Source organism: Oryzibacillus soli, from assembly GCF_051594765.1.
Classification (GTDB): Bacteria; Bacillota; Bacilli; order Paenibacillales; family NBRC-103111; genus Paenibacillus_AR.
In genome coordinates this window covers 267,910-287,547 of record NZ_JBPPGJ010000005.1, presented here as the reverse complement: position 1 = coordinate 287,547, position 19,638 = coordinate 267,910, and the positions used below count along the sequence as shown (strand labels likewise).

The following is a 19,638-nucleotide window of genomic DNA, read 5'->3' as shown; positions in this document are numbered from 1 at the left end:
AGCCCCTGCAACCGACGCTTGCGCCGCATCCGAATCACGGGGTATCAGGAGGAGAGATCGTATCCGAATCCATACCCGTGATTTCCCCGATGTCGGAGTTGGCTTTATTGAACAGCTCCCCCACCCATTTCATGATCCATTTCCGCATGGCGATGGCGATTACGACAATAATCGCCAGTATGAGCAGCATCTCTAAGGTACCCAAGCCGTTCTCGTCTCTCCAGAAATTACGTGCCTTACTCTTTATCATCCCATACATCTGAATAGCCTCCTCTTAATTCATCATAAGCAGCGCAGGGGCCGCGACAATAACCATAACCGTGCAGAACAACAGGATCATGGGAAACACAAGCTTCGACGAGGCCTCCTCCCCCAATGTCCGGGCCATGGCCTTTCTACGCTCCCATAGGGTTCGGGATAAATCCTGGAGTGCAGTCACAAAATCAGTGCCTCCTCTCTTGAAATTCAACAAAACGGCCGTGGAAAACATGGAAACCTCCATCACCCCACATGCTCTGCTGAATTCCTCCATCGCCCATACGAAGGGCTTGTTATCCTTGAGAGCGCATGATAAGCGGTACCATTCCCACATTAACGGGTGATGGGACGCTTGTTGTATGTCCGGCGCCGTTCGGTGAATCGCCTGTTGCAGCGTCTCTCCCGCATTCATAAGCAGGGTCAGCTTGCACAAGAGCTCGGGAAGCTCCAATACGATGGCCCGCTGCCTGCTTCGAACGGCTCCTGCAAGAGCTTTATAGCGGTAAAATACGTACACCGGCGCTAGCAGCCAAGTCGTTTGCAGATGTTGGGGCCCCGATAGGATTGCGGCCAAAGCAAGGATCATCAGAATGCCGATGACGTGCATGATCATTTCGGCCGTCCATCGCTTGGTCTTCGGCCAAGATTTCTCCACGCCGTGCAGAACGGCCATCTGAACATGAATGCCACGGAACAACAAGGGCCATCGTTCCCATACCCTCTTCCGGTCGAGGAACCGGAGCAGCTCTTCAAGCACCCCTTCCTGAAACCGGACAAGCGAAGGGCTCTTGCTGCCTTTGCTGCGCTTCCATCGATACTTTGTTGCCATTACAGCTTCAACTCCATCCATTTGCCTGCCAGCACCCAGCAACCGAGAAAAACAGCCAAACATACCGACATGATCAACGCTCCCGCCGCATTCCCGTACAAGGGCTCCATATAATCCGGAGAACTCCATTGCAGCAGCCCGATCACTGCAAGCGGCGCCACTCCCAGAATCTTGGACTCGAACCGCTTCTGCGCCAGCATGACGCCGATTTCTTGGCGAACCTCCATCTTTTCCCCGATAATATGGGCCGTCCGCCTCATGACCTCCGCCAGATTGCCGCCCGTCCGCTTGCACGTCGAGAACACCTCCGTGAATTGAAGCAGCTCGTCCAGCTCCGACCTCCTGCCAAAATCCAGCAGCGCTGCTTCCACAGTCTCGCCGTTTCGAATCTTGTTGTCGATTCGCTCAAACTCGATCAGAATATACGTTCCGGGGTCCGTATAGATCAGACGCAGATCCTTTACTGCTGCGGAGAACGCGTTCTCCACAGCTCTGCCCGCCGTCAAGGAGGAAACCAGTGCATAGAGTGCCTGCCGGAATTGTCTGGCCAGCTCCTCCTTCCGCTTGCGGATTCGGGTTCGACGGAGCCAGCCGGGAACCCATAGCCCGGATAACGCACACAGCATCGCCGGTATCGGATGGTTATAGAACAGATAGCCGATGGCGTATCCGGCAAGGCCCCCACCTACCCAGCATAAGGCGGACTCGGCTGGGTGGAGGTTGTACATTCCGTACTTCGTTCCCTCCGTTCCGGAATCGGCCGCTCTTCCATATCCGGTTCGAAGCTTCTGCATCCTTCGGATGCGCAAACTTCTGCTTCTGAACCAACCTCTTATCATACGGCTTCCTCCCCTTTATGCAGGAGGCCTGCCTGCTCCAGCTTGCGGGTATCGGACAGAACGTGCCCCGTCGGTCGAAGCTGTCCTTTGACCCGTCCGCCGCTATCGCCATCGTCTGCAAACCGGAATAAGGGAACCAATCGGATCTCTCCCTCATACAATCCGGACACCTCTGAGATTTCGGTCACCTTTCTCGTCTGATCCCTCATTCTGCTCAAGTGGATGATCACATCGATTGCGGATGCGATCTGCTTCCGGATAACCTCTACCGGAAGATCTGCACCCGACATGACCATGGTCTCCAGGCGGCTCATCATATCACCGGCCGTATTGCTGTGCCCTGTTGACAAGCTGCCGTCATGTCCCGTGTTCATAGCCTGCAGCATATCCAATGCCTCCGCCCCCCGAACCTCCCCGACGATAATCCGGTTCGGCCGCATCCGAAGCGATGCCCGGATCAAGTCCCGGATACTGATCTCCCCCCTGCCTTCCGTGTTGGCGTTGCGGGTCTCCAAGGAGACCAGATTCGGAATCTGTTTGATCTGCAGCTCGGCGGAGTCCTCGATGGTGATGACCCTCTCGTGCGGCGGAATCCAGCCCGACAACGCGTTCAGGAAGGTTGTCTTGCCCGATCCGGTGCCGCCGCTGATGAAGAGATTGTACTTGCCCACAACCAGAGTCCGCAGGAACTCGGAGGCTTCTTCTGTGACCGCACCGAACCGAATCAGATCTTCCATGGTGATAGGTCTCGCCGGAAATTTGCGAATCGTCAAGGTGGGTCCCTTCAAGGAGACAGGTGGCAGCACCACGTGAATCCGAGACCCGTCTGCCAGACGGGCATCCACAATAGGCTGGCTTTCATTTACCGTCCGGTTCACCTTGGATACGATGGATTGGATGAGATCCTCCAATCTGGATTCCGCATCGAACGTAACAGTAGACCGGTACACGCCCCCGCTCCGCTCATAGAAGATTTCCTCGTGGCTGTTCACCATGATCTCCGTCACCGTGGGGTCGTCCAACAAGGGCTGCAGGACATCCAAACCGCGGAAGGAATGAAAGATACGTCTGACCACAGCTTCCTTTCTCTTGGCGGTAAGCGGCGTTTGCCGGGAGAAGCGGAATACCGCCTCTTCTATTCGTTCCAGCAGTTCTTGATCAGGGAGGGATTGGGAGTAGTCGAAGCCGCTGGCGATGGTGTTCCTTAATAAAGAGGCGATCTCCTCATCCGTCATGGCGCATCCCTCCTTTTAGACCAGGCAAGCTGTTATTCACCCATTCGCTTAACCATCGGAATACACGCTCTTGATAAAGGCTTCGTCCGGATAGCGGATCGAGATTCTTCAGGTTCAGCCATTCCGGCTCCAAGGGCAGCGCTTCTTCCGCATCAACCGCTGCTGCCGGGTTTCCCCAAGCTGCATCTCGGACCGTCCCCGAAGGGGCATCCGCACACATCGACAACATCACAGTCAATTGACAGCCGTACCTCAGCACCCCGCTCCCCTGGCGGTTCGAGCCGGTCAGCTCCATGAGCATCCCGGAGGCCTTGCCGCGTCCCCACATATGGTTCGGCACTAGGAAAACCAGCGTATCGCATGCTTGAAGGGCCGCCATGGTTCGGGGATCCCTCCCGCTGTCCAAATCCAGTATCAAGACGTTTCCTTTGGGTGAGGCCGCCGCTGCGTGGATCAGTGCAGCCGTTTCCTGCTCTCCCATTTGGAGCAGCTCGTCCGGGTGGCGGGAAGCGGGGAGATAATGAAATCGTCTCTCCGCATTCCACTTGAAGCACTCCTCCACCTTGGACATGTATGCCGGCCCCTTCCCCGCATGGTAGAGCGCTCTACCGTAGCCGTCCTCCTCGTCGGCTTCGGACGACCAACAGGATGAGGGCAAGCCCTCCAGGGAAATGGCTATGGGCCGCAGCCCCATCTTGGCCAGCAAGCCGGCAGCCGTATAGGCGAATACGGTCTTGCCCGAGCCTCCTGAGGCGGAATAAACGGCCATAATCGGACTTCTGTCAGAAGCAGAAGCTTCTGTTTGATCCTGCCCCTGATTCAGCACCAGAAGGACCGCATCCAGCAGTTTATTGACCGGCTGATACTTGGGGAACACCTTACTTCCCAGATCACACATAACCGAATCCTCAGACAATACGATCAAGGTGCAGTCCGCATCTGCAGTCCGATCCTGTATCAAGCTTTGTCCCGGCTCCAATTCGGCCAGCAGGACATCAAGGCCCTCCTGTCCTTCAAGATAAGTCAAACAATGGCCAAGCTCCGTGAATAGAGCCAACCGGAACCGTTCCCGGTACGAAGAGGCCCTGATGTAGGCGGATGCCCGCAACAAATATTCGGCATCCGTACTGTACAGACCCAATCGGATCTTCTTCATTTCCCACTACCCCCGCCAGAAAAAATAAAAAGCACCGCCAACGTCTGCAAGAACGTTGGCAGTGCTTCTGCCTCGAAAAAGGTATCTTTTGCTAGTTAGTATAGCAGAGTTTACCATTTTTGCAAGAGAAACTTATAATTCTCGAAGGATCGGATCCATTATGGATTCCGGCCTCGCCAGAACCTCCAGCGAAAACGCGACAGCTTCCGATAGCCGGAGGCCTTGAGAACCGGCGCAATAACAGGTTTCAACGCTTCATCCAGCTTATCCAGAACCTGCTGCTTGTCCATAACCAGCGAGCCGCTCCATTGGCAGGAAAGCAACTCCGAAAGCGGAAGCTCCGGCACTTCTGCAACCGGGTGGTCCGGCAAAGAGCGGATCCACTCTTCCTTGCCTCGGAACCCGCAGGAACGGTTCGCAAGGATCTGCACCTTCACTCCGTTATCGCGGAGCTTAGCCAGCTGGAGCCAAGCCTGCGTCGCTTCCGGCCGGGATAAATGCACGGGTGACGGTCCGCATACCAGATAGACGGCTGTGGCTTGCCGGCATAGCTCCATGACGGAAGCATTCTCCCATAGCGTCCCCACGTCAATCAGAACGACCGTCTGTTCCAGAGCATCCATCAGCTTGGTGGTATGGGCGGCATCCCAATCCATGCTTCCTCTCGGTACATGGGGCGGGAGCGGAACCCACTCCGTCGCGCCGTCGCACCAGCCGGGCTCCTCCTGCTGTCCGTCCATACCATAGCGCCCCCCTCCGTATCGAACCTTTTCGGTCCGAAACGTATACCCGCGCGGGGCCTTCCTCTCGCCGAACAAGGTCTGGTACAAATCTGGATGAATACCTGGATGCTCAACGACGGCATGCTTCAGGTAATGCCGGTTCAGTACTCGGGCAAGCGCCATGGTGATAAATCCAGCCCCGCTCCCGGGGGTAAGCGATCCGATCACGATCCATTGCCGTCCCTTCCGGGAAGCATTAAGCTGTCGGGAGTCCCGCACCCCATCTGGCTGCCAAACGCTTGCCCCGCTGCGCTGTCCGTTAGTCAGCAAAGGTTCCAGCTCCGAAGCCGCCTCCGTCGCGCTCTTGTAGCGGTCTCCGGGAGCCTCTGCCGTCAGCCGCTCGATAACCTCCTGCAATCCATCCGGAGCGTCCCGCTTTTTCTGCGGCAGCCAATCCGCTTCGCGATTCAAAATCTTGCCGCCGTTAAGAAGCGTATACATCACGGCCCCCATGGAATAAAGATCCGTTCTGGCGTCGGTCTGCCGGCCCAGGAGCTGCTCCGGCGCAGCAAAGCCCAAAGTGCCCAAGCAGACGGTATCCTTCTCCGAAGCGGCCTTATAGTGCCGAGCGGTTCCGAAGTCGATCAGTTTTAAGCGTCCCTGAGCATCCAGCATGATGTTGGAGGGCTTCAAGTCTCGGTGGATGATCGGCCTAGGCCTTCCCTCGTGCAGGTATGCCAGAACACCGCACAGCTTCAGGGCGATCCGGACGACGGTTTCCCACCCGAAGTCCACGCCTCTCCGAAGCAAGTCCTCCAGGCTCTCCCCCTGGATGTATTCCATCACGAGAAAACCGGCTTGTCCGGGTTCCGATGGCAAAAAGTCTACAACCGAGGCAAGTCCCGGATGGCTGCATTCCGCCAGAAAGCGTGCTTCAGCCGCGAAGGCATCCCGTTCTCCGGCCGGCATGGCGATCTCCTTGACGGCCCACATTTTTCCTGGAAGCCGGCTGTCCTCCGCTAGAAAAACAGCGCCCATTCCCCCTTGCCCCAGCATACGTACGATCCGGTAACGTCCTTCCAGCAGATCCCCCGGACGCAGATGGGGAGTGTATCTCATTGGCAACTCCTCCGTTCGAGCTGTTGTGGCTCCGATTATAAGCAGCTTTTTCCAGTTAAATCAAGAGTATTTTAATTTAATCTCATAAGTATTTAATGTTGTAAAATAAAATAAGACCTGCATCTGCAGGCCTTTCCATTTCTCCTATACCATCAAATTGCCCTCACCCAAGGCCGACCTCGGGACCATTCGATCTCGACGGGAATTCCATACGCCCGGGTCAACAACGCATCGGTCAGAACCTCCGCCTTCGGACCCGCAGCCACCAGCTTCCCTTCCTCCAGCAAGGCCACATGCGTAAATGCCGGCATGATCTCCTCCATATGGTGGGTAACATAGACCATCATACAATGGTGCTCCTCCCCGATTCGCTCGATGTCCTTCAGGAGCTTCTCCCGCTCGAAGAGGTCGAGCCCGGCGCACATCTCATCCATGATCAGAAGCTCCGGTGCGAGCATTAAAGCGCGTGCGAGGATCACTTTTTTGCGTTCGCCTTGGGATAGGGTGCCCAGAGGCTGATCCTTGAGATGGTGAAGCCCGACCTGTCGCAGCAGCCCTTCCGCCTTCTCCAGGACAGCCGGCTCAATGGTTTGGTAGAACCGCAGGAATGCGTATTCTCCTGTTGCCACCACCTCCAAGACGGGATCCTTCAGAGCCAGGCGTTCAATTAAGGACTGGCTGATATAGCCGATATGCTTGCGGACCTCGCGAACGTCCACTTCGCCATAACGGTTGCCCAAAACCTCCACTTTACCGGAAGTGGGGAATTGGTAGCCGGTTATCAGCTCCAACAGGGTGGTTTTGCCTGAACCGTTGCGGCCCAGAATGACCCAATGCTCCCCCGGCTCCATCCGGATGTTGACGTCGTCCAATATTATCCGCTGCTCTCTTACAAAACGAATTCGCTCCAATGATACCATCGCTCTTCTCCCTCTCTATCTCTTCCCGCTTCCGGCAATCCGCCTCATAACTTCATCGGGCACCGGAAACAAATATACCTTGACTTCCTTCGGCTTGTATTGGTATAAGTGCTGATACATGTTCATACGTCCCATGGAGCTGGAGGAGTGCAAATAAATTTCCTTTGCGTAAAGGCCACGCCTGACCATCTCTTGGACAATCTCCAAGCCGTTCGGCTGATCCCATCCAAGATCGTGATCCATCGACAGAACCTCCACCTCGCATTCCTCCAGCAGCTGCAGAAGCTCCTTGCCGTTACGGGCCAGCACGAAGCCCGGCGGCTTCCGGCGAGCGTCATCCAAGTATACGTGGATGCTTCCTTCCAATACACGACCCCCTTCTTGTTCACTTAGGGAACAGGCTACGGACCAGACCGATCTCCGACCGGTGGGTACCGTCCGGACCGGAGCCCGTCTCCAGAACAACCGGTAAGCCCGTTCCGCCCAATCCGCCAAGAAATGTCCGTATATCCTCCAAGCCGATATATCCCTGTCCGATGTTCGCATGGCGGTCCTTGCAGGAACCGCTGGGATATACGGAATCGTTCAGATGGACAGCCTTCAGGTGCTCGAAGAACCCTAGCCTCGCCCCGTTGTCCATCCAAGCCGCCGATTCTCCCTTCCGCCATACGCCGCTGGCGAACAAATGGCAGGTATCCAAGCAGAATCCGATCTTCTCCGGATGCTCCGCCAGCTTGCGGACGGAGATGAGCTCCTCCAGAGTGGTTCCCATGGGGCCGCCTTCACCGGCCTGGTTTTCCAGGAGAAGCAAGGTGCTTCCCTTCCAGCCGGACAAGACTTCATTCATACATTGTATGATATTTTTGTAGCCTTGTAACGGGTCTGTTTCCTTCGATTTGCCGAAATGCACCACGATGCCCACCGATCCGCAGGCTTCTGCGATTTCCAGATCGTTGCGCAGGGATGCGACGGTTGCGTCCCGGAGCGCCGAATGGGGATGAGCCATGTTAACCGGGTAAGGCGTATGGGCAATGCTGACGATCCTGTTCTCAGCACAAAATGCAGCGCAGGCTTCCGCATCCCTGCGGTCAAACTCCTTCACGGCCAGACTCCTGGGATTCTTGGGAAAGTATTGAAATGCATCCGCTCCGATGGCACTCGCGGTACGTGCTGCCTGCAGATAGCCGCGGCGGATGCTAATGTGACAGCCAACCTTCAATCCGTCTGCCCCCTTCATCGTTGGCACCCCGGGCAGGAATACGATTTCTTCGATGCAAAATCCACCCGCTGGATCAATGCTCCGCAGCGAACGCACGGCTCCCCCTCGCGGTCATACACCCGGCATCGGGCATCGAAGCCGCCGGTCAAGGCATCGCCCTTGAATAGCGGCAGATCCATATAACCGCCGTGTGCAATGGCCTCGGCCAACGTGCTTCTCATACTGCGGTAAAGCCGGCTCCAATCGGCTTCCTGCAGGTTCTCAAGCTTGGTCTGGGGCAGGATACCGGCATCGAAGCAGATTTCATCCGAGTAGCAATTTCCAATTCCTGAGAGCACGCCTTGATCGACCAGTACAGGCTTCAGATAGCCCCTCCTTCTGCCAAGCGCCAGCCTGAAGTCCGCTTCTCCGAAGCTGGGTGACATCGGCTCAGGGCCCAGCTTCGCAAGCACATCATCAACCTCCGCAGTCGGATAGAGGTGAAGATAGCCCAACCGCAAGCCGATGAAGTGTAGGCTGGCTTCTCCAAGCTGCAGTTCCACCTGAACGGTGCGCTCCGGCTTTTCCTGCTCTGTGCCCCAGAACAGGACACCTCCCAGCATCAGATGAAGAAGGAGCGCCTGATCCCCATCCAAGTGAAACAGCAGGTGTTTGGCACGGCGGGTAATATCCGTCACCGTACGTCCAGCTACCCGATCTACGAATGCTGCGGCATCGACGTTGACAGACTTCTCTCGAGTCACCGTAACACGGGTAATCCGCTTTCCCACCATTCTAGGGGTTAGTAGCCTTCGGTAATTTTCCATTTCGGGCAGCTCGGGCATGGGTCTAGTCCTCCGTGGCACAATTTACCATCCACCCCCTAGGATGATCCAGAAGCGATCGGTTTTATACAACGCGGATGCCATCCCCCAAAAAAAGAACACCCTGTTCACGAGAACAGGGTGTCGATTCTTTATTGTTTCAGTACCTTAACCAACCGCTTCGCTTCGCCCGTCGGGGTTTGAACAGCTTCGTACACCCGCACCTGCATGGGATACAAGTGTTGATACGTAGAGATATTCGAGAATGTTAGAGTTTGTTCACCACTTATTAAAGCATTGTTACCTGTGAAACTAAAATTTTGGGCACCGATCACCCTGCCGACACTGTCCACGAGCTCAAGCTTCATGTAGGAAGATTTAGCATTGACCACCACATCTTCAGTTTTCTTAATGTCAAGATCCATCTTGATCCTATAGGTGTAATTAGTAACCATGGAAGAATCCGTATTTATGTTCCAATACTTCAACTTCACGGAATAGGGGTAGAACGAGAGCTCATCGCCCGTGTTCACTACCGGCTGTGCCACTACCTTATAAGCCGAGATCGGAACGCCGTAGGAGGCCTTCAGCTGCGGAGCCATGGTGCTGACCAACTGATCGTCCAACATCTTCAGGAGCAGCTTGTCACCCTTTTCCGAGCTAGGAACGGTGAAGGAGTAGTTCACCACATAGCCCAGCTTCGGCATCAGGATCTGGGAAGCGCCGTCTTGACGGGTGCCGACGTAAGTATAGCCATCCTCGCTGGAGAGCTCCATGCCGAGGGCCGGAAGCGCCAGCGGCCGGTCATGATTGTTGCGAACAACCAGCTTCGCCATGATGGTCTGGAAGCCGTCCGCATCGTTTCCGTTCATTGTCAGATCGATCAAGGAAACACTGAGATTCCGGTCGACGAGCTTGGAATAAGGATCAAATACCATGGCGTCACCCATCTTATACTGCGGAACCATATCCCAGATCGTATTGTCCTTGGCCGGGAGCAAGATGTTGAGGCGTCCGACCGTATATCCGACCGCCTGATTGCCTAGGGTTACGAACTTCTCCGGTGTAACCACATTGACGCTCTTCAAGGTCTCATTCGCTTCATGCGGAATAAGGAAGTGAATGGTTTTCTTCTCACCCTTCTTCAGCTCCACGTTGCTTTGAACCATGACGCCCTGGAAGCTCTTCGTTTCGGAACGTCCCTCCAAGGTGAACGCCGGAATAGTTTCCGTCCGTTCCCCCCTATTCTCAGCCAGCATGGCCACCAAAGTTACCGGCCCCTGCTCTGTGCTCTGGTTGACGGTGAACAGCGGGGTAAACTCCAGATTCTCCGAGAGAACCGGAATGCGGAAGGCCTCACCCCACTTCTTCAGTGCCGCAGGCTCAGAGATAACAGAATCCTCTCCCTGCCAAGTCATGCTTGATGCAGGAACGGAAAGCATAACGGTCTCTTCCATCGGATACACGTATTTGTTAACCTTCACCCATTCAATCTCATCGATCGAAACGGCTACATCCCGGTCAATGAACGCCATGTAACTGAGCTCGATCTTTTCCTTCGCTAGAATGGACTTGTAGTTCGTTAAGCTTCCGGCCAGCGTGTATTCCAAGCCGTCGGTGGTTTTGGCGCGAAGCTCGTATTCCGGCACACGCATAACCCGGCTGCCGGTGTTCTCCAGGCGGATGACGACCGCGATCCGTACGCCGCCCTCTGTTTTATCACTTAATACGCTCTTGACTTCCGCTTTGAGAGCTTGGGTCAGCTGATACTGCACGCTATGTAAGGCTGTGGTGCCAACACCGGCATCCGCATAAGCGGTCAATGCCAACCCTTGAGTCATTAAAGCGGCTGAAACCGCTACAGCTGTTATCGTTCTGGTCCATTTCGTATTCACGGTTTTGCCCTCCGATTATTTATTATCCGCTGCGACTTGTACCTTTTCCTTGTCCTTCAGCTGGTTCTGGCCGGAGATGACCAAGGATTCTCCCTCTTGTACGCCGGAGAGGATTTCCTGGTTCAAGCCATTCAGACGGCCCAGCTTCACAAGGCGCTTCTCCACCGTGTCTCCCTTCAGGACGAACACGAAGGAGTCTCCGCCTTCGCGGACAATACTCAGAGTCGGCACGGCTACGACGATCTGCTCCTGCTCATCGGTCAGTTGAATCTGAACCTTCATTCCGGGCCGGAGCTTGCCATCCTCATTCTTAACCTCCAGCTCCATTTCATAGGACTTGCTTTGGGAATCCAGCACATCCGACAAGAAGGTCAACGGGGCTTTACCCTTCACTTCTGTGCCGGGCAAGCTGTAGTTCAGCTCCTTCTTCCCCCGGACCAGCTTGGCACCGTCTTCCGTCAAGAGTGCTTTGATCTTGATCGGATTCAGTTGCTGCACTTGGCCGATTCGATAACCGGGAGTCAACGTCATGCCGGACACAATTGGCATATCCGTCAGAACACCGCTAACCGGAGCCTTCACATTCAGATTCTCCAAGGAACGCTCCAGCTCCTTCATGGCAAGACGCGAGCTGTCCACTTGGTACGCCAACCCGGAGAGGTTGTCGGTTGTCTCCAGATTCTTTTGCTGCTGCTTCAAAATATCCAGGTCCAGCTGAGTATTCTTCAATTGAGTCCCTGCCTGGTCCAACTGTACCTCGGTGACCAAGCCCAGATCGTAGTTATTCCGAAGCTCGTTATAGTTGCGAGTCAACTCGGCCAAACCTCTCTCCGCTTTGGCTACTCCATTGGCCATTTCCGTCTTCTTAATGGTCAGATCCTTACGGGCATTCTCCAGTGCAGTCACACTGTTAGACAAGGCCAGTTGAAGCTTCTCACGGGACAACTCAATGTCTTTCGGATCCAGCTTCAGAATCACATCTCCCGCCTGAACCATCTCTCCCCGGCGCTTCAGAACCTCCAGCACATCCCCGCCGGACTTCGCCATAATGTCGATCTGCACGATCGGAAGCACGTCTGCTACCTGCTCCAACGGTGCGCCGATCGATTGTTTGGCCACCTTTGCGGCTTTGACGCTCTTGATGGTCTGAACTTCGGATGTCGGTGCAGGTGACGAGCTGGATGCACCGGACCCGGCGGAGCAGCCGGCCATGATGGCCATACTCAAGGTGACCGCACCCATCAGCTTTATGCTAGTTTCCCATTTGCTTAATCTGAATCGTTTCGCACTCATGGTTTTCTCCTCTTCCGCTCTATTATTCGGATACGGTAATGGTCGGTTGAGCCGGTGTCTTCGGCTTTCTCTTGAACAGGCGGGCCATTCTCCCCTTAAAGGCATGGATCATTTCATACATGATCGGTACGACGACCAACGTCAGCAAGGTGGAAGTGGTCAAACCGCCGATGACCACAACAGCCAATCCTTTGGAGATGATCGTTCCTTCCGACATGCCCAAGGCAAGCGGCATTAAGGCGAAGATGGTGGCTCCCGCCGTCATGATGATCGGACGCAGCCGTGTCGTACCGGCATCCATCAGCGCATCGCGAACGGATTCGCCTTGATCCCGGAGCTGCTGAACCCGGTCGATGAGAACGATGGCGTTCGTCACGACGATACCGATCAGCATCAGGAAACCGATCAAAGAGGTGACGTTGACAGATTCACGGGTTACCAAGAGTCCCAACAGACCGCCGATAGCTGCCAGCGGCAGAGAGAACAGGATGGCAAACGGAGCACCTGCGTTGCCGAAGGCCAAGACCATGATGAGATATACGATGAATACGGAGGCGATCATGGCGACGAACATCTCGGAGAAGCTGTTGGCGATATCGTCCGACACCCCGGATACTTCACGGCTTACACCAGCCGGAAGCTCCAGCTTATCCAGCTCGGCGGATACCTTCTGGCTGACGCCGCCTTTGTCCTTGCTGTCGATCATTGCACTCACTTTTACGACCTCCAGCTGCTTCTCGCGGCTGATCGTAACGGGTGCGTCGATCTCACGAACTTTGGCGATTTCCTTCAAAGCGATCGTAGTGCCTGTGACCGTCTTGATCGGGATGTTCTCAATGCTGGAGACTGAGTTCTTGAATTGCGGATCAAGCTCCAGAACGGTTTTGTACATTACATTATCGAACTTCAGGTCCCCCAGTTGGGTTTCCTTGATCCATCCGTTAACGGCTTCAATGGTTTGCGCCGAGGTCATCCCATACAGACGCGCCTTATTCTGATCCACTTCCACTTCGATCTCCATCTTGGATTCACCCAAGGTGTCCTTGATGTCGTACAGCTCATCGTGTTCCTTCATCTTTTCCTTGATGTTCAATGCCGCTTCCTTCAGAAGGAGCTGGTCATCACCCTTCAAGGAGTAAGAGAAGTCTACGCCGCCGCCGCCGGCATCCATGCTGAGCAGCTGTCCATCCACCTCGGAGCCCTTAGGAAGATTGGCCTTGACGGATTCCTTCAGCTCTTTCAGCGCCGGCTTGGCTTCCGTTGCCTTGGAGAACTCTGAGAAAATACTGGCTTGGTACGAATAACGGTCCGCCGAGAAGTTATAGCCGACCAGCGTTTCGATGTACGTAAACTTGGGCTTTCCTTCCGGGTCCTTCTGCTCGCGCAGATCGGATTCCAGCTGCTTCATGGTGGCATCCATCGACTCGAAGGAGGTTTCCCGCGGGAGCTGAATTTGGAGAAGCATGGATTTGTCTCCGTCGCTCTCCGGCATGAAGGAGCTGGTCAGGTTCGGCACCACAAGTACGATGGTTAAGATAAATAAGAGGCCGGACAAAAGAATGGTCTTGATCCGGTTATTCAGCGACCAGTTCAGCGATTTGCGGTAAAACTGTCCCATCTTGCCCACATGGTTCTCATCATGGGTCTTGATGCTGGCGCTCCGCATAACCAGCAATTTGGCCAGCATGGGGATGACGGTCAAGGCTACCAGCAAGGACGACAGCAGCGCGACGCTCAGCGTAATGGCGAACGGGCGGAATACCTCGCCGACCACACCGCTGACGAAGGCGATGGGAGCGAATACGCCGACGGTAGTAATGGTGGAGGACGTAATGGCGCTCGCCACTTGTTTCGTTGCCAGCATGATGACCGATTCGTTGCGCTCCTGCGCTTTCTGAAGCTGACTATATATGTTCTCGATGACGACGATACTGTCATCCACGACCCGGCCTACGGCGATAGCCATGCCTCCAAGGGTCATGATGTTCAGGGAAATACCCAGCGGGGCCATGACCATAAGGGTGATCAAGAGCGACAGCGGGATGGAGACCAAAACGATCAGGGTCATCCGGAAATTCCGCAGGAACACCAGGATCATGAGCGAGGCCAACAGAGCGCCTAAGCCGCCTTCGCGGATCATCCCGTTGATGGAATGCTTGATGTCCGTCGCACTGTTGTAAACGGCGTGGAACTTAATGTTGGGATATTCCTTCTCCCACTTGGAGATCCACTGATCCGCCGCGTCTCCGAACTCGACCGCATTGGCATCCTTCGTCTTGTAGAGATGGATGCCGATGGCCGGATTCTCATCCAGGCGTGCGATGAATTTCGCTTCGTTGATAGCTTCGACCTTGGCGATCTGCTTCAGCGAAAGCGTATTGCCGGTTGTGGTCATCAGCTTCATGTTATCCAGATTGTAGATGGTATTCAGCTCGCCCTTAACGCGGACCATCTCGGTCCGGCCATCCAGGTCCACGGAACCTGCCGGGCTGGACAGCAGAGAGGCTTGGATCGTCCCGGTCACTTGGGCAGGGGTCAATCCGTATTGGTGCAGGGCATTGGCATCCAAACGAATGTTCAGCTGGGCTTCCTGATCCCCGATGGAGTCAATGTGGTCGATCCCCTTAATGGAGTTGAAGCCGGGCTCGATCACATCCCGGTAAATCCGGTCCAGCTCCGACTGGTTCATCCCGTTCACGCCGGATACGGACATGTAATACACCGGCTGGGATGCGAATCCATAGGTCATGACCTTGGGCTTCTCAGAGCCCTGAGGCAGCTTGACGTTCGCAATCAGACTTTCGACGTCCTTCTTGGCGTCGTCCGTGTTGCGTCCTTGCTCCAGCTCAATGACAATGGACGAGAAATTGTCCATCGAGGAGGACGTCAGATTCTTCAGTCCCTCAAGGTTCGCGACCGCCTTCTCGATCGGCTTGGTCACGTTGTCCAGGACATCCTTCGGAGGCGCGGCGTATTGGGTGCTCACCATTACGACCGGGAAGGAAATGTCCGGCATGCTTTCGACCTTCAGGCTGGAGCTTGCATAGATGCCTCCGCCGGTCAGAAGCAGAATCAAGATGAACACTGCAGCAATGTTCTTCATGGAAAACTTGGTCAACAACGTCATGTTGCTTGGTTCCCTCCACTTCGTTCACTTTCCTTATTTTTTATGTACTTCCTGATGGTTTCTCTCTGACGGAATACGAACCCCTTTCTCCCTAACGGAAATCATGAGTTACTACATTCGATTATACGGGGAAAAAGTCAGTTTGACAGGTGGGTATAGTCATATATAACCAAGTGACGAAGGTCATATTTTAGAATATGACTGCGGTATGACTTTCCTTCTGATCTAGAAAAGATGACCGCTCGGGCCATGTCAAAAGAGAGTCATCGGCGGTTGGACGCCGGCTACGGATTCCGGCCGCGGGAGCCTCGCGGACCGCGTCTTCGGCTGGGCGGCCTTCGCCAGCTTCGACCGCAGACGGAGAACCCGCTTCTCCAGATCGGCTGCCGCCTCCTGAAGACCGCCCTTGCGGGCGCGGCCGGCTGTCTCTTCTCCCCCATCCGATAATACACGGCTCTGCCCGCCCAGTCTGCTGCGCCTTAGCACGGATTGAAAGGCCGTCCGCTTCTCTTCCACCCATAGCAGCGCCTCCTCTGCATAGTGAAGCGCCGTCTCAAAGTCCTTCTCCCGGTGCTCATAGTGCATGGACAGCTCGATATAAGGCTCCAGGGAAGACATCCCTCCCGCTCCGTCCATCTTCGCCTTCTGAATGGCAGCCTTCCATAGTGCAAGTGCCGCTTGCCAGTCTCCGATCTGCTTGAAATGGGCGGCTAAGGGGAGATATAAGTAATCCGCCTCCACCGGGAACCTTCCGGAGGCGGGCTCGAGGTCCCGCAGAATCCGGCGGGACAGAGCTTCCTTGCCCATTCTGTGCAGCCACGTGCCCAGCCGGAATTGCTCCTCCGGGCCATAGGCCTCCGTATCCAACCGGCCCGCAAGGGCATCCGCGAACAGGACGGCCAACCCGGCCAAGGACAAGAGATCCATCTCGTTGTGCAGGAATACGGGCGCCATGATATCCGGCCGGTTCTCAGCCAGGTATTGGAAGTAAAGCGTCGGCGCCATGGAGCCCGGCACGTCGTCCACCCGGTGAAAGCCCAACCGGGCCTCCTCCACCTTGCCCAGACGGCAGGAAGGCAGCGTATTTTTCCACAAAGCTCTCGAGGGATACAGAAAATCGAAATGCCTGGGCTCTGCGATGCCCTCCTTCATCCGGTTCATGACGAACCGGTTCTTCAGCAAGGGCCAGTCGAAGCTTCGGCCGTTATAGGACACCAGGAATGGGTAGCGCTCCATCAAGGGCTTCAAGTATGCGAGCATGGCCAGCTCCTCGGCGGGGTTCCGGATGAAGAATTGCTCCACGGCGAACCCGCCGTTCTCCTCCCAGAATCCGATTCCGATCATAAACGGCACGTTGCCCGCGCCCACTCCAAGGCCGGTCGTCTCCGTATCGAAGAAGAGCAGGTCACGGCAGCTGACGCTCTCGCCCGGATGGAAGGCTGCAAGCTCGGCAGCGTTCCGCTTCAGATCGGACAATACGTACTCCCCATGGATGTAGTCCGGAGGATAAACCCGGCGGCGCCGGATGAACGACCCCCAGTCGCTGCGCACCAGAGCCGCCTCGATAGGATGCCATTCGGCGTCCAGAGCCTCCTCTGCCAAGGGGGCTTCGGCTTCGTTCCCGCCGGAGCGAAGCTCCTCCTCCCCGCCTGCAGAAGATTGCTCCTCTGCCACGCTGGGCTGCGGTGTTCCTGTCCCGCCTCCGCTCCCCGTCAACCGCTTCAGACGGTCCTTCAGCCCGCTCATGCCGGGCCTCCTTCTGAAGAGGGCAAGAGCTCAGCCAGCAGATTCTTAGCCAGCTGCTTGCCCAAGAGCCCTACCTCCTCGATGGGCCCTACGCAGGCCGGGCATCCGCTTAGGCAGGTGCACCGGTCCACCATCTCCCGAGCTTGCCGCAGCAGCTCACCGTGTACCTCATAGAGCCGTTCGCTTAAGCCCACACCGCCCGGGTACCGGTCGTAGAAGAAGACGGTAGGCTGCTTGTTATGCACCGCCTTGACCTGGGGCACCACGCAGATGTCCATCGGATCGCACATCAGGTAGAGCGGAGCGATATGCACCAGCATATTGGCGATGCCCAACAGCCCATATTGCATGTCGTTGGCGCTTCTGCTCTTGGTCAGCTCCTCGCCGAAGGTAAACCAATAGGAGCTGGTATGCAGCTCCTCCTCCGGGAGATGGATGGGTCCGGAGCCGATATTCTCGTGGGTGCGGAGCTTGATCTTCTTGAAGATCGTCGCCTTCGCGTTCACCGTCACTTCACCGAATTGCCTAAGGAGCCCTTCGGCGCTGGCTTCCTTCTGCACGTGCAGCACCTTCAGCGATACGGCAAGATTGGCGTCGGTGTAATAATCTACGTCCACAAGACGCACGTACGCTTTCTTCTCCTCGTAATCCAGCTTCTCCACCTGGTACTGGACCCCTTCGTGGAGATAGATGGCTTCTTCGTGAACCAGCGTCATAGCGCTGAACCGGTCTACCTCACCGATGACGCGGTTGCCGTTGGACATATCAATGATGACGATGTTCTCCTGAGCCGCGGAGCGCAGGGATATGCCATGGGCCGGAAAAGATTGCTCCATCCAGTACCAGCGGCTCTGCACCTTGTGCAGAATCTGCTCCTCCGTCAGGAACTCCAGCACGTCGGCTAGCGATTCCTCGCCGAATTTCTCCCCCTGCTCGAAGGGAAGCTCATAAGCGGCGCACTTGATATGGTCCACCAGGATGATCAGATTGTCCGGAGAGATCAAGGCCCGCTCCGGCGGCCGCTCGAAGAAATACCGGGGATTCTGGATGATGTACTGGTCCAACGGATTGCTGCTCGCCACCAGCACTGTAACCGAGCTCTCCTGGCGTCTGCCCGCACGGCCGGACTGCTGCCAGGTGCTGGCGATGGTGCCGGGATAGCCGTTCAGGACGCAGGCCTGCAGCTGGCCGATATCAATGCCAAGCTCCAGAGCGTTGGTGCTGACCACCCCGCGGATCTCTCCGTTGCGCAGCCCCCTCTCGATCTCCCGGCGCTGCTTCGGCAGATAACCGCCCCGATACCCGCGAATACTCTTCGTGCCCAGCTCATGCTGGACCATATCCTGCAGATAGGTCAGAAGAATCTCCACGCGAACCCGGCTGCGGGCGAAGACGATGGTTTGGACGCCATGTTTCAGTAGTAAGGCGGCGATCTTGCGCGTCTCAAGGACACTGCTCTTCCGGATTCCCAACTGTTGATTAACAACCGGCGGGTTGTAGAACACGAAGTGCTTCTCCCCGGCGGGAGCCCCGTTGTTGTCGATCAGCACCGCCGACTCCCCGATCAGTCGCTCCGCATGCTCCTTGGGGTTCTCGATGGTGGCGGAGGCACAGATGAACTGCGGCCGGGAGCCGTAGAACCGGCAGATCCGCTTCAGTCTTCGGAGCACATTAGCCACGTGACTGCCGAAGACGCCTCGATAAGAATGCACCTCGTCGATCACAATGTACTTGATGTTCTCGAACAGCTTCACCCACTTCGTATGATGGGGCAGAATGGCGGAATGAAGCATGTCCGGATTGGTCACGACAATATGTCCGGCGTTCCGGATAGCCGTACGGACCGTCGGCGGCGTGTCTCCGTCATAGGTGTGGGTTTTCACGTCCACCTCCATCAGGTTCACGAACTCCTGCAGCTCCGCTACCTGATCCTGTGCCAGAGCCTTGGTCGGGAAGAGATACAGCGCACGTGCGCTGTCGTCCTCCAGAATCTTCTGGAGCACGGGCAGGTTGTAGCAGAAGGTCTTCCCCGAAGCCGTCGGGGTTACCGCCACGACGTGGCTCCCGGACGAGGCGGTTCGAAAGGCGTCCGCCTGGTGCACATACAGCTGGCGGATTCCCCTCGACCGAAGAGCCTCCTGCAGCTTCGGATTCATCTCCTGCGGGAAGGGGGCGTACTGTGCCTCCCTCGGCGGAATGATATGCCATAAGGTGATGTTCTCCCTTATCTCGGGAGTATGCTTCAGAATCTCTATGGTTTCCTGTACGGAAGATGCTTTGCCTGTCAAAGGATTCATGCGGGGTACTCCTTCCGGCGGTCTCTTGGCGATGCGCAAGACCGGAATATCTCTCTCCATTGTACAGAATACACGTTCGCATGACAACGAAAATCGTCCGATGCCGAAGCCCTTTCCGGGATCCTGACAAAACCGAAGAAGCCCCTGCCGGCATTATGCCGTACAAGGGCTTCAACTTGA

The 19,638-nt window shown here is 55.9% G+C and carries 15 protein-coding genes; all 15 read right to left on the bottom strand.

Features of this window, described 5'->3' with window-relative positions; all coding sequences use genetic code 11:
• Positions 1-34: 34 nt before the first annotated feature.
• The 15 genes from ACSEXW_RS09020 to ACSEXW_RS08950 all read right to left on the bottom strand — a co-directional run bounded on the left by ACSEXW_RS09020 (position 35) and on the right by ACSEXW_RS08950 (position 19,458).
• Positions 35-259 carry a Flp1 family type IVb pilin gene (locus tag ACSEXW_RS09020; protein WP_438445796.1) on the bottom strand — a complete coding sequence of 75 codons (225 nt, stop codon included), beginning with the start codon at positions 257-259 and terminating at the stop codon, positions 35-37.
• Between the two features lie 15 nt (positions 260-274).
• Positions 275-1,087 (bottom strand): type II secretion system F family protein, encoded by an 813-nt coding sequence (locus ACSEXW_RS09015; protein ID WP_438445795.1) that lies wholly within the window; start codon positions 1,085-1,087, stop codon positions 275-277.
• On the bottom strand, positions 1,087-1,926 hold the full coding sequence (locus tag ACSEXW_RS09010) for a type II secretion system F family protein (RefSeq protein WP_438445794.1): 840 nt from the start codon (positions 1,924-1,926) through the stop codon (positions 1,087-1,089). The genes ACSEXW_RS09015 and ACSEXW_RS09010 overlap by 1 nt, the downstream gene beginning before the upstream one ends.
• Positions 1,923-3,161: a TadA family conjugal transfer-associated ATPase gene (locus tag ACSEXW_RS09005; RefSeq protein WP_438445793.1), complete on the bottom strand. Its 1,239-nt coding sequence runs from the start codon at positions 3,159-3,161 to the stop codon at positions 1,923-1,925. The genes ACSEXW_RS09010 and ACSEXW_RS09005 overlap by 4 nt, the downstream gene beginning before the upstream one ends.
• On the bottom strand, positions 3,151-4,317 hold the full coding sequence (locus tag ACSEXW_RS09000; protein WP_438445792.1) for a P-loop NTPase family protein: 1,167 nt from the start codon (positions 4,315-4,317) through the stop codon (positions 3,151-3,153). The genes ACSEXW_RS09005 and ACSEXW_RS09000 overlap by 11 nt, the downstream gene beginning before the upstream one ends.
• A 158-nt stretch (positions 4,318-4,475) precedes the next feature.
• Positions 4,476-6,158, bottom strand: coding sequence for a serine/threonine protein kinase (locus ACSEXW_RS08995; RefSeq protein ID WP_438445791.1), 1,683 nt, complete (start codon positions 6,156-6,158; stop codon positions 4,476-4,478).
• Positions 6,159-6,310: 152 nt separating this feature from the next.
• Complete coding sequence (locus tag ACSEXW_RS08990) at positions 6,311-7,078, bottom strand: ABC transporter ATP-binding protein (protein WP_438445790.1); 768 nt, start codon at positions 7,076-7,078, stop codon at positions 6,311-6,313.
• Positions 7,079-7,093: 15 nt separating this feature from the next.
• Positions 7,094-7,444 carry a cyclic-phosphate processing receiver domain-containing protein gene (locus tag ACSEXW_RS08985; protein WP_438445789.1) on the bottom strand — a complete coding sequence of 117 codons (351 nt, stop codon included), beginning with the start codon at positions 7,442-7,444 and terminating at the stop codon, positions 7,094-7,096.
• A gap of 19 nt (positions 7,445-7,463) precedes the next feature.
• Positions 7,464-8,297 carry a deoxyribonuclease IV gene (locus tag ACSEXW_RS08980; protein ID WP_438445871.1) on the bottom strand — a complete coding sequence of 278 codons (834 nt, stop codon included), beginning with the start codon at positions 8,295-8,297 and terminating at the stop codon, positions 7,464-7,466.
• Between the two features lie 14 nt (positions 8,298-8,311).
• A complete protein-coding gene (locus ACSEXW_RS08975) occupies positions 8,312-9,121 on the bottom strand; it encodes an Fpg/Nei family DNA glycosylase (protein WP_438445788.1) in 810 nt (269 codons plus the stop codon).
• 131 nt (positions 9,122-9,252) lie between these two features.
• A complete protein-coding gene (locus ACSEXW_RS08970; protein WP_438445787.1) occupies positions 9,253-10,995 on the bottom strand; it encodes a hypothetical protein in 1,743 nt (580 codons plus the stop codon).
• A 15-nt stretch (positions 10,996-11,010) separates the two neighbouring features.
• Positions 11,011-12,288 (bottom strand): efflux RND transporter periplasmic adaptor subunit, encoded by a 1,278-nt coding sequence (locus tag ACSEXW_RS08965; protein WP_438445786.1) that lies wholly within the window; start codon positions 12,286-12,288, stop codon positions 11,011-11,013.
• A 22-nt stretch (positions 12,289-12,310) separates the two neighbouring features.
• Positions 12,311-15,415: an efflux RND transporter permease subunit gene (locus ACSEXW_RS08960; protein ID WP_438445785.1), complete on the bottom strand. Its 3,105-nt coding sequence runs from the start codon at positions 15,413-15,415 to the stop codon at positions 12,311-12,313.
• A gap of 252 nt (positions 15,416-15,667) precedes the next feature.
• Complete coding sequence (locus ACSEXW_RS08955; RefSeq protein ID WP_438445784.1) at positions 15,668-17,161, bottom strand: ribonuclease H-like domain-containing protein; 1,494 nt, start codon at positions 17,159-17,161, stop codon at positions 15,668-15,670.
• Positions 17,158-19,458: a DEAD/DEAH box helicase gene (locus ACSEXW_RS08950; protein WP_438445783.1), complete on the bottom strand. Its 2,301-nt coding sequence runs from the start codon at positions 19,456-19,458 to the stop codon at positions 17,158-17,160. Before ACSEXW_RS08950 ends, ACSEXW_RS08955 begins: the two co-directional genes overlap by 4 nt.
• Positions 19,459-19,638 lie beyond the last annotated feature (180 nt).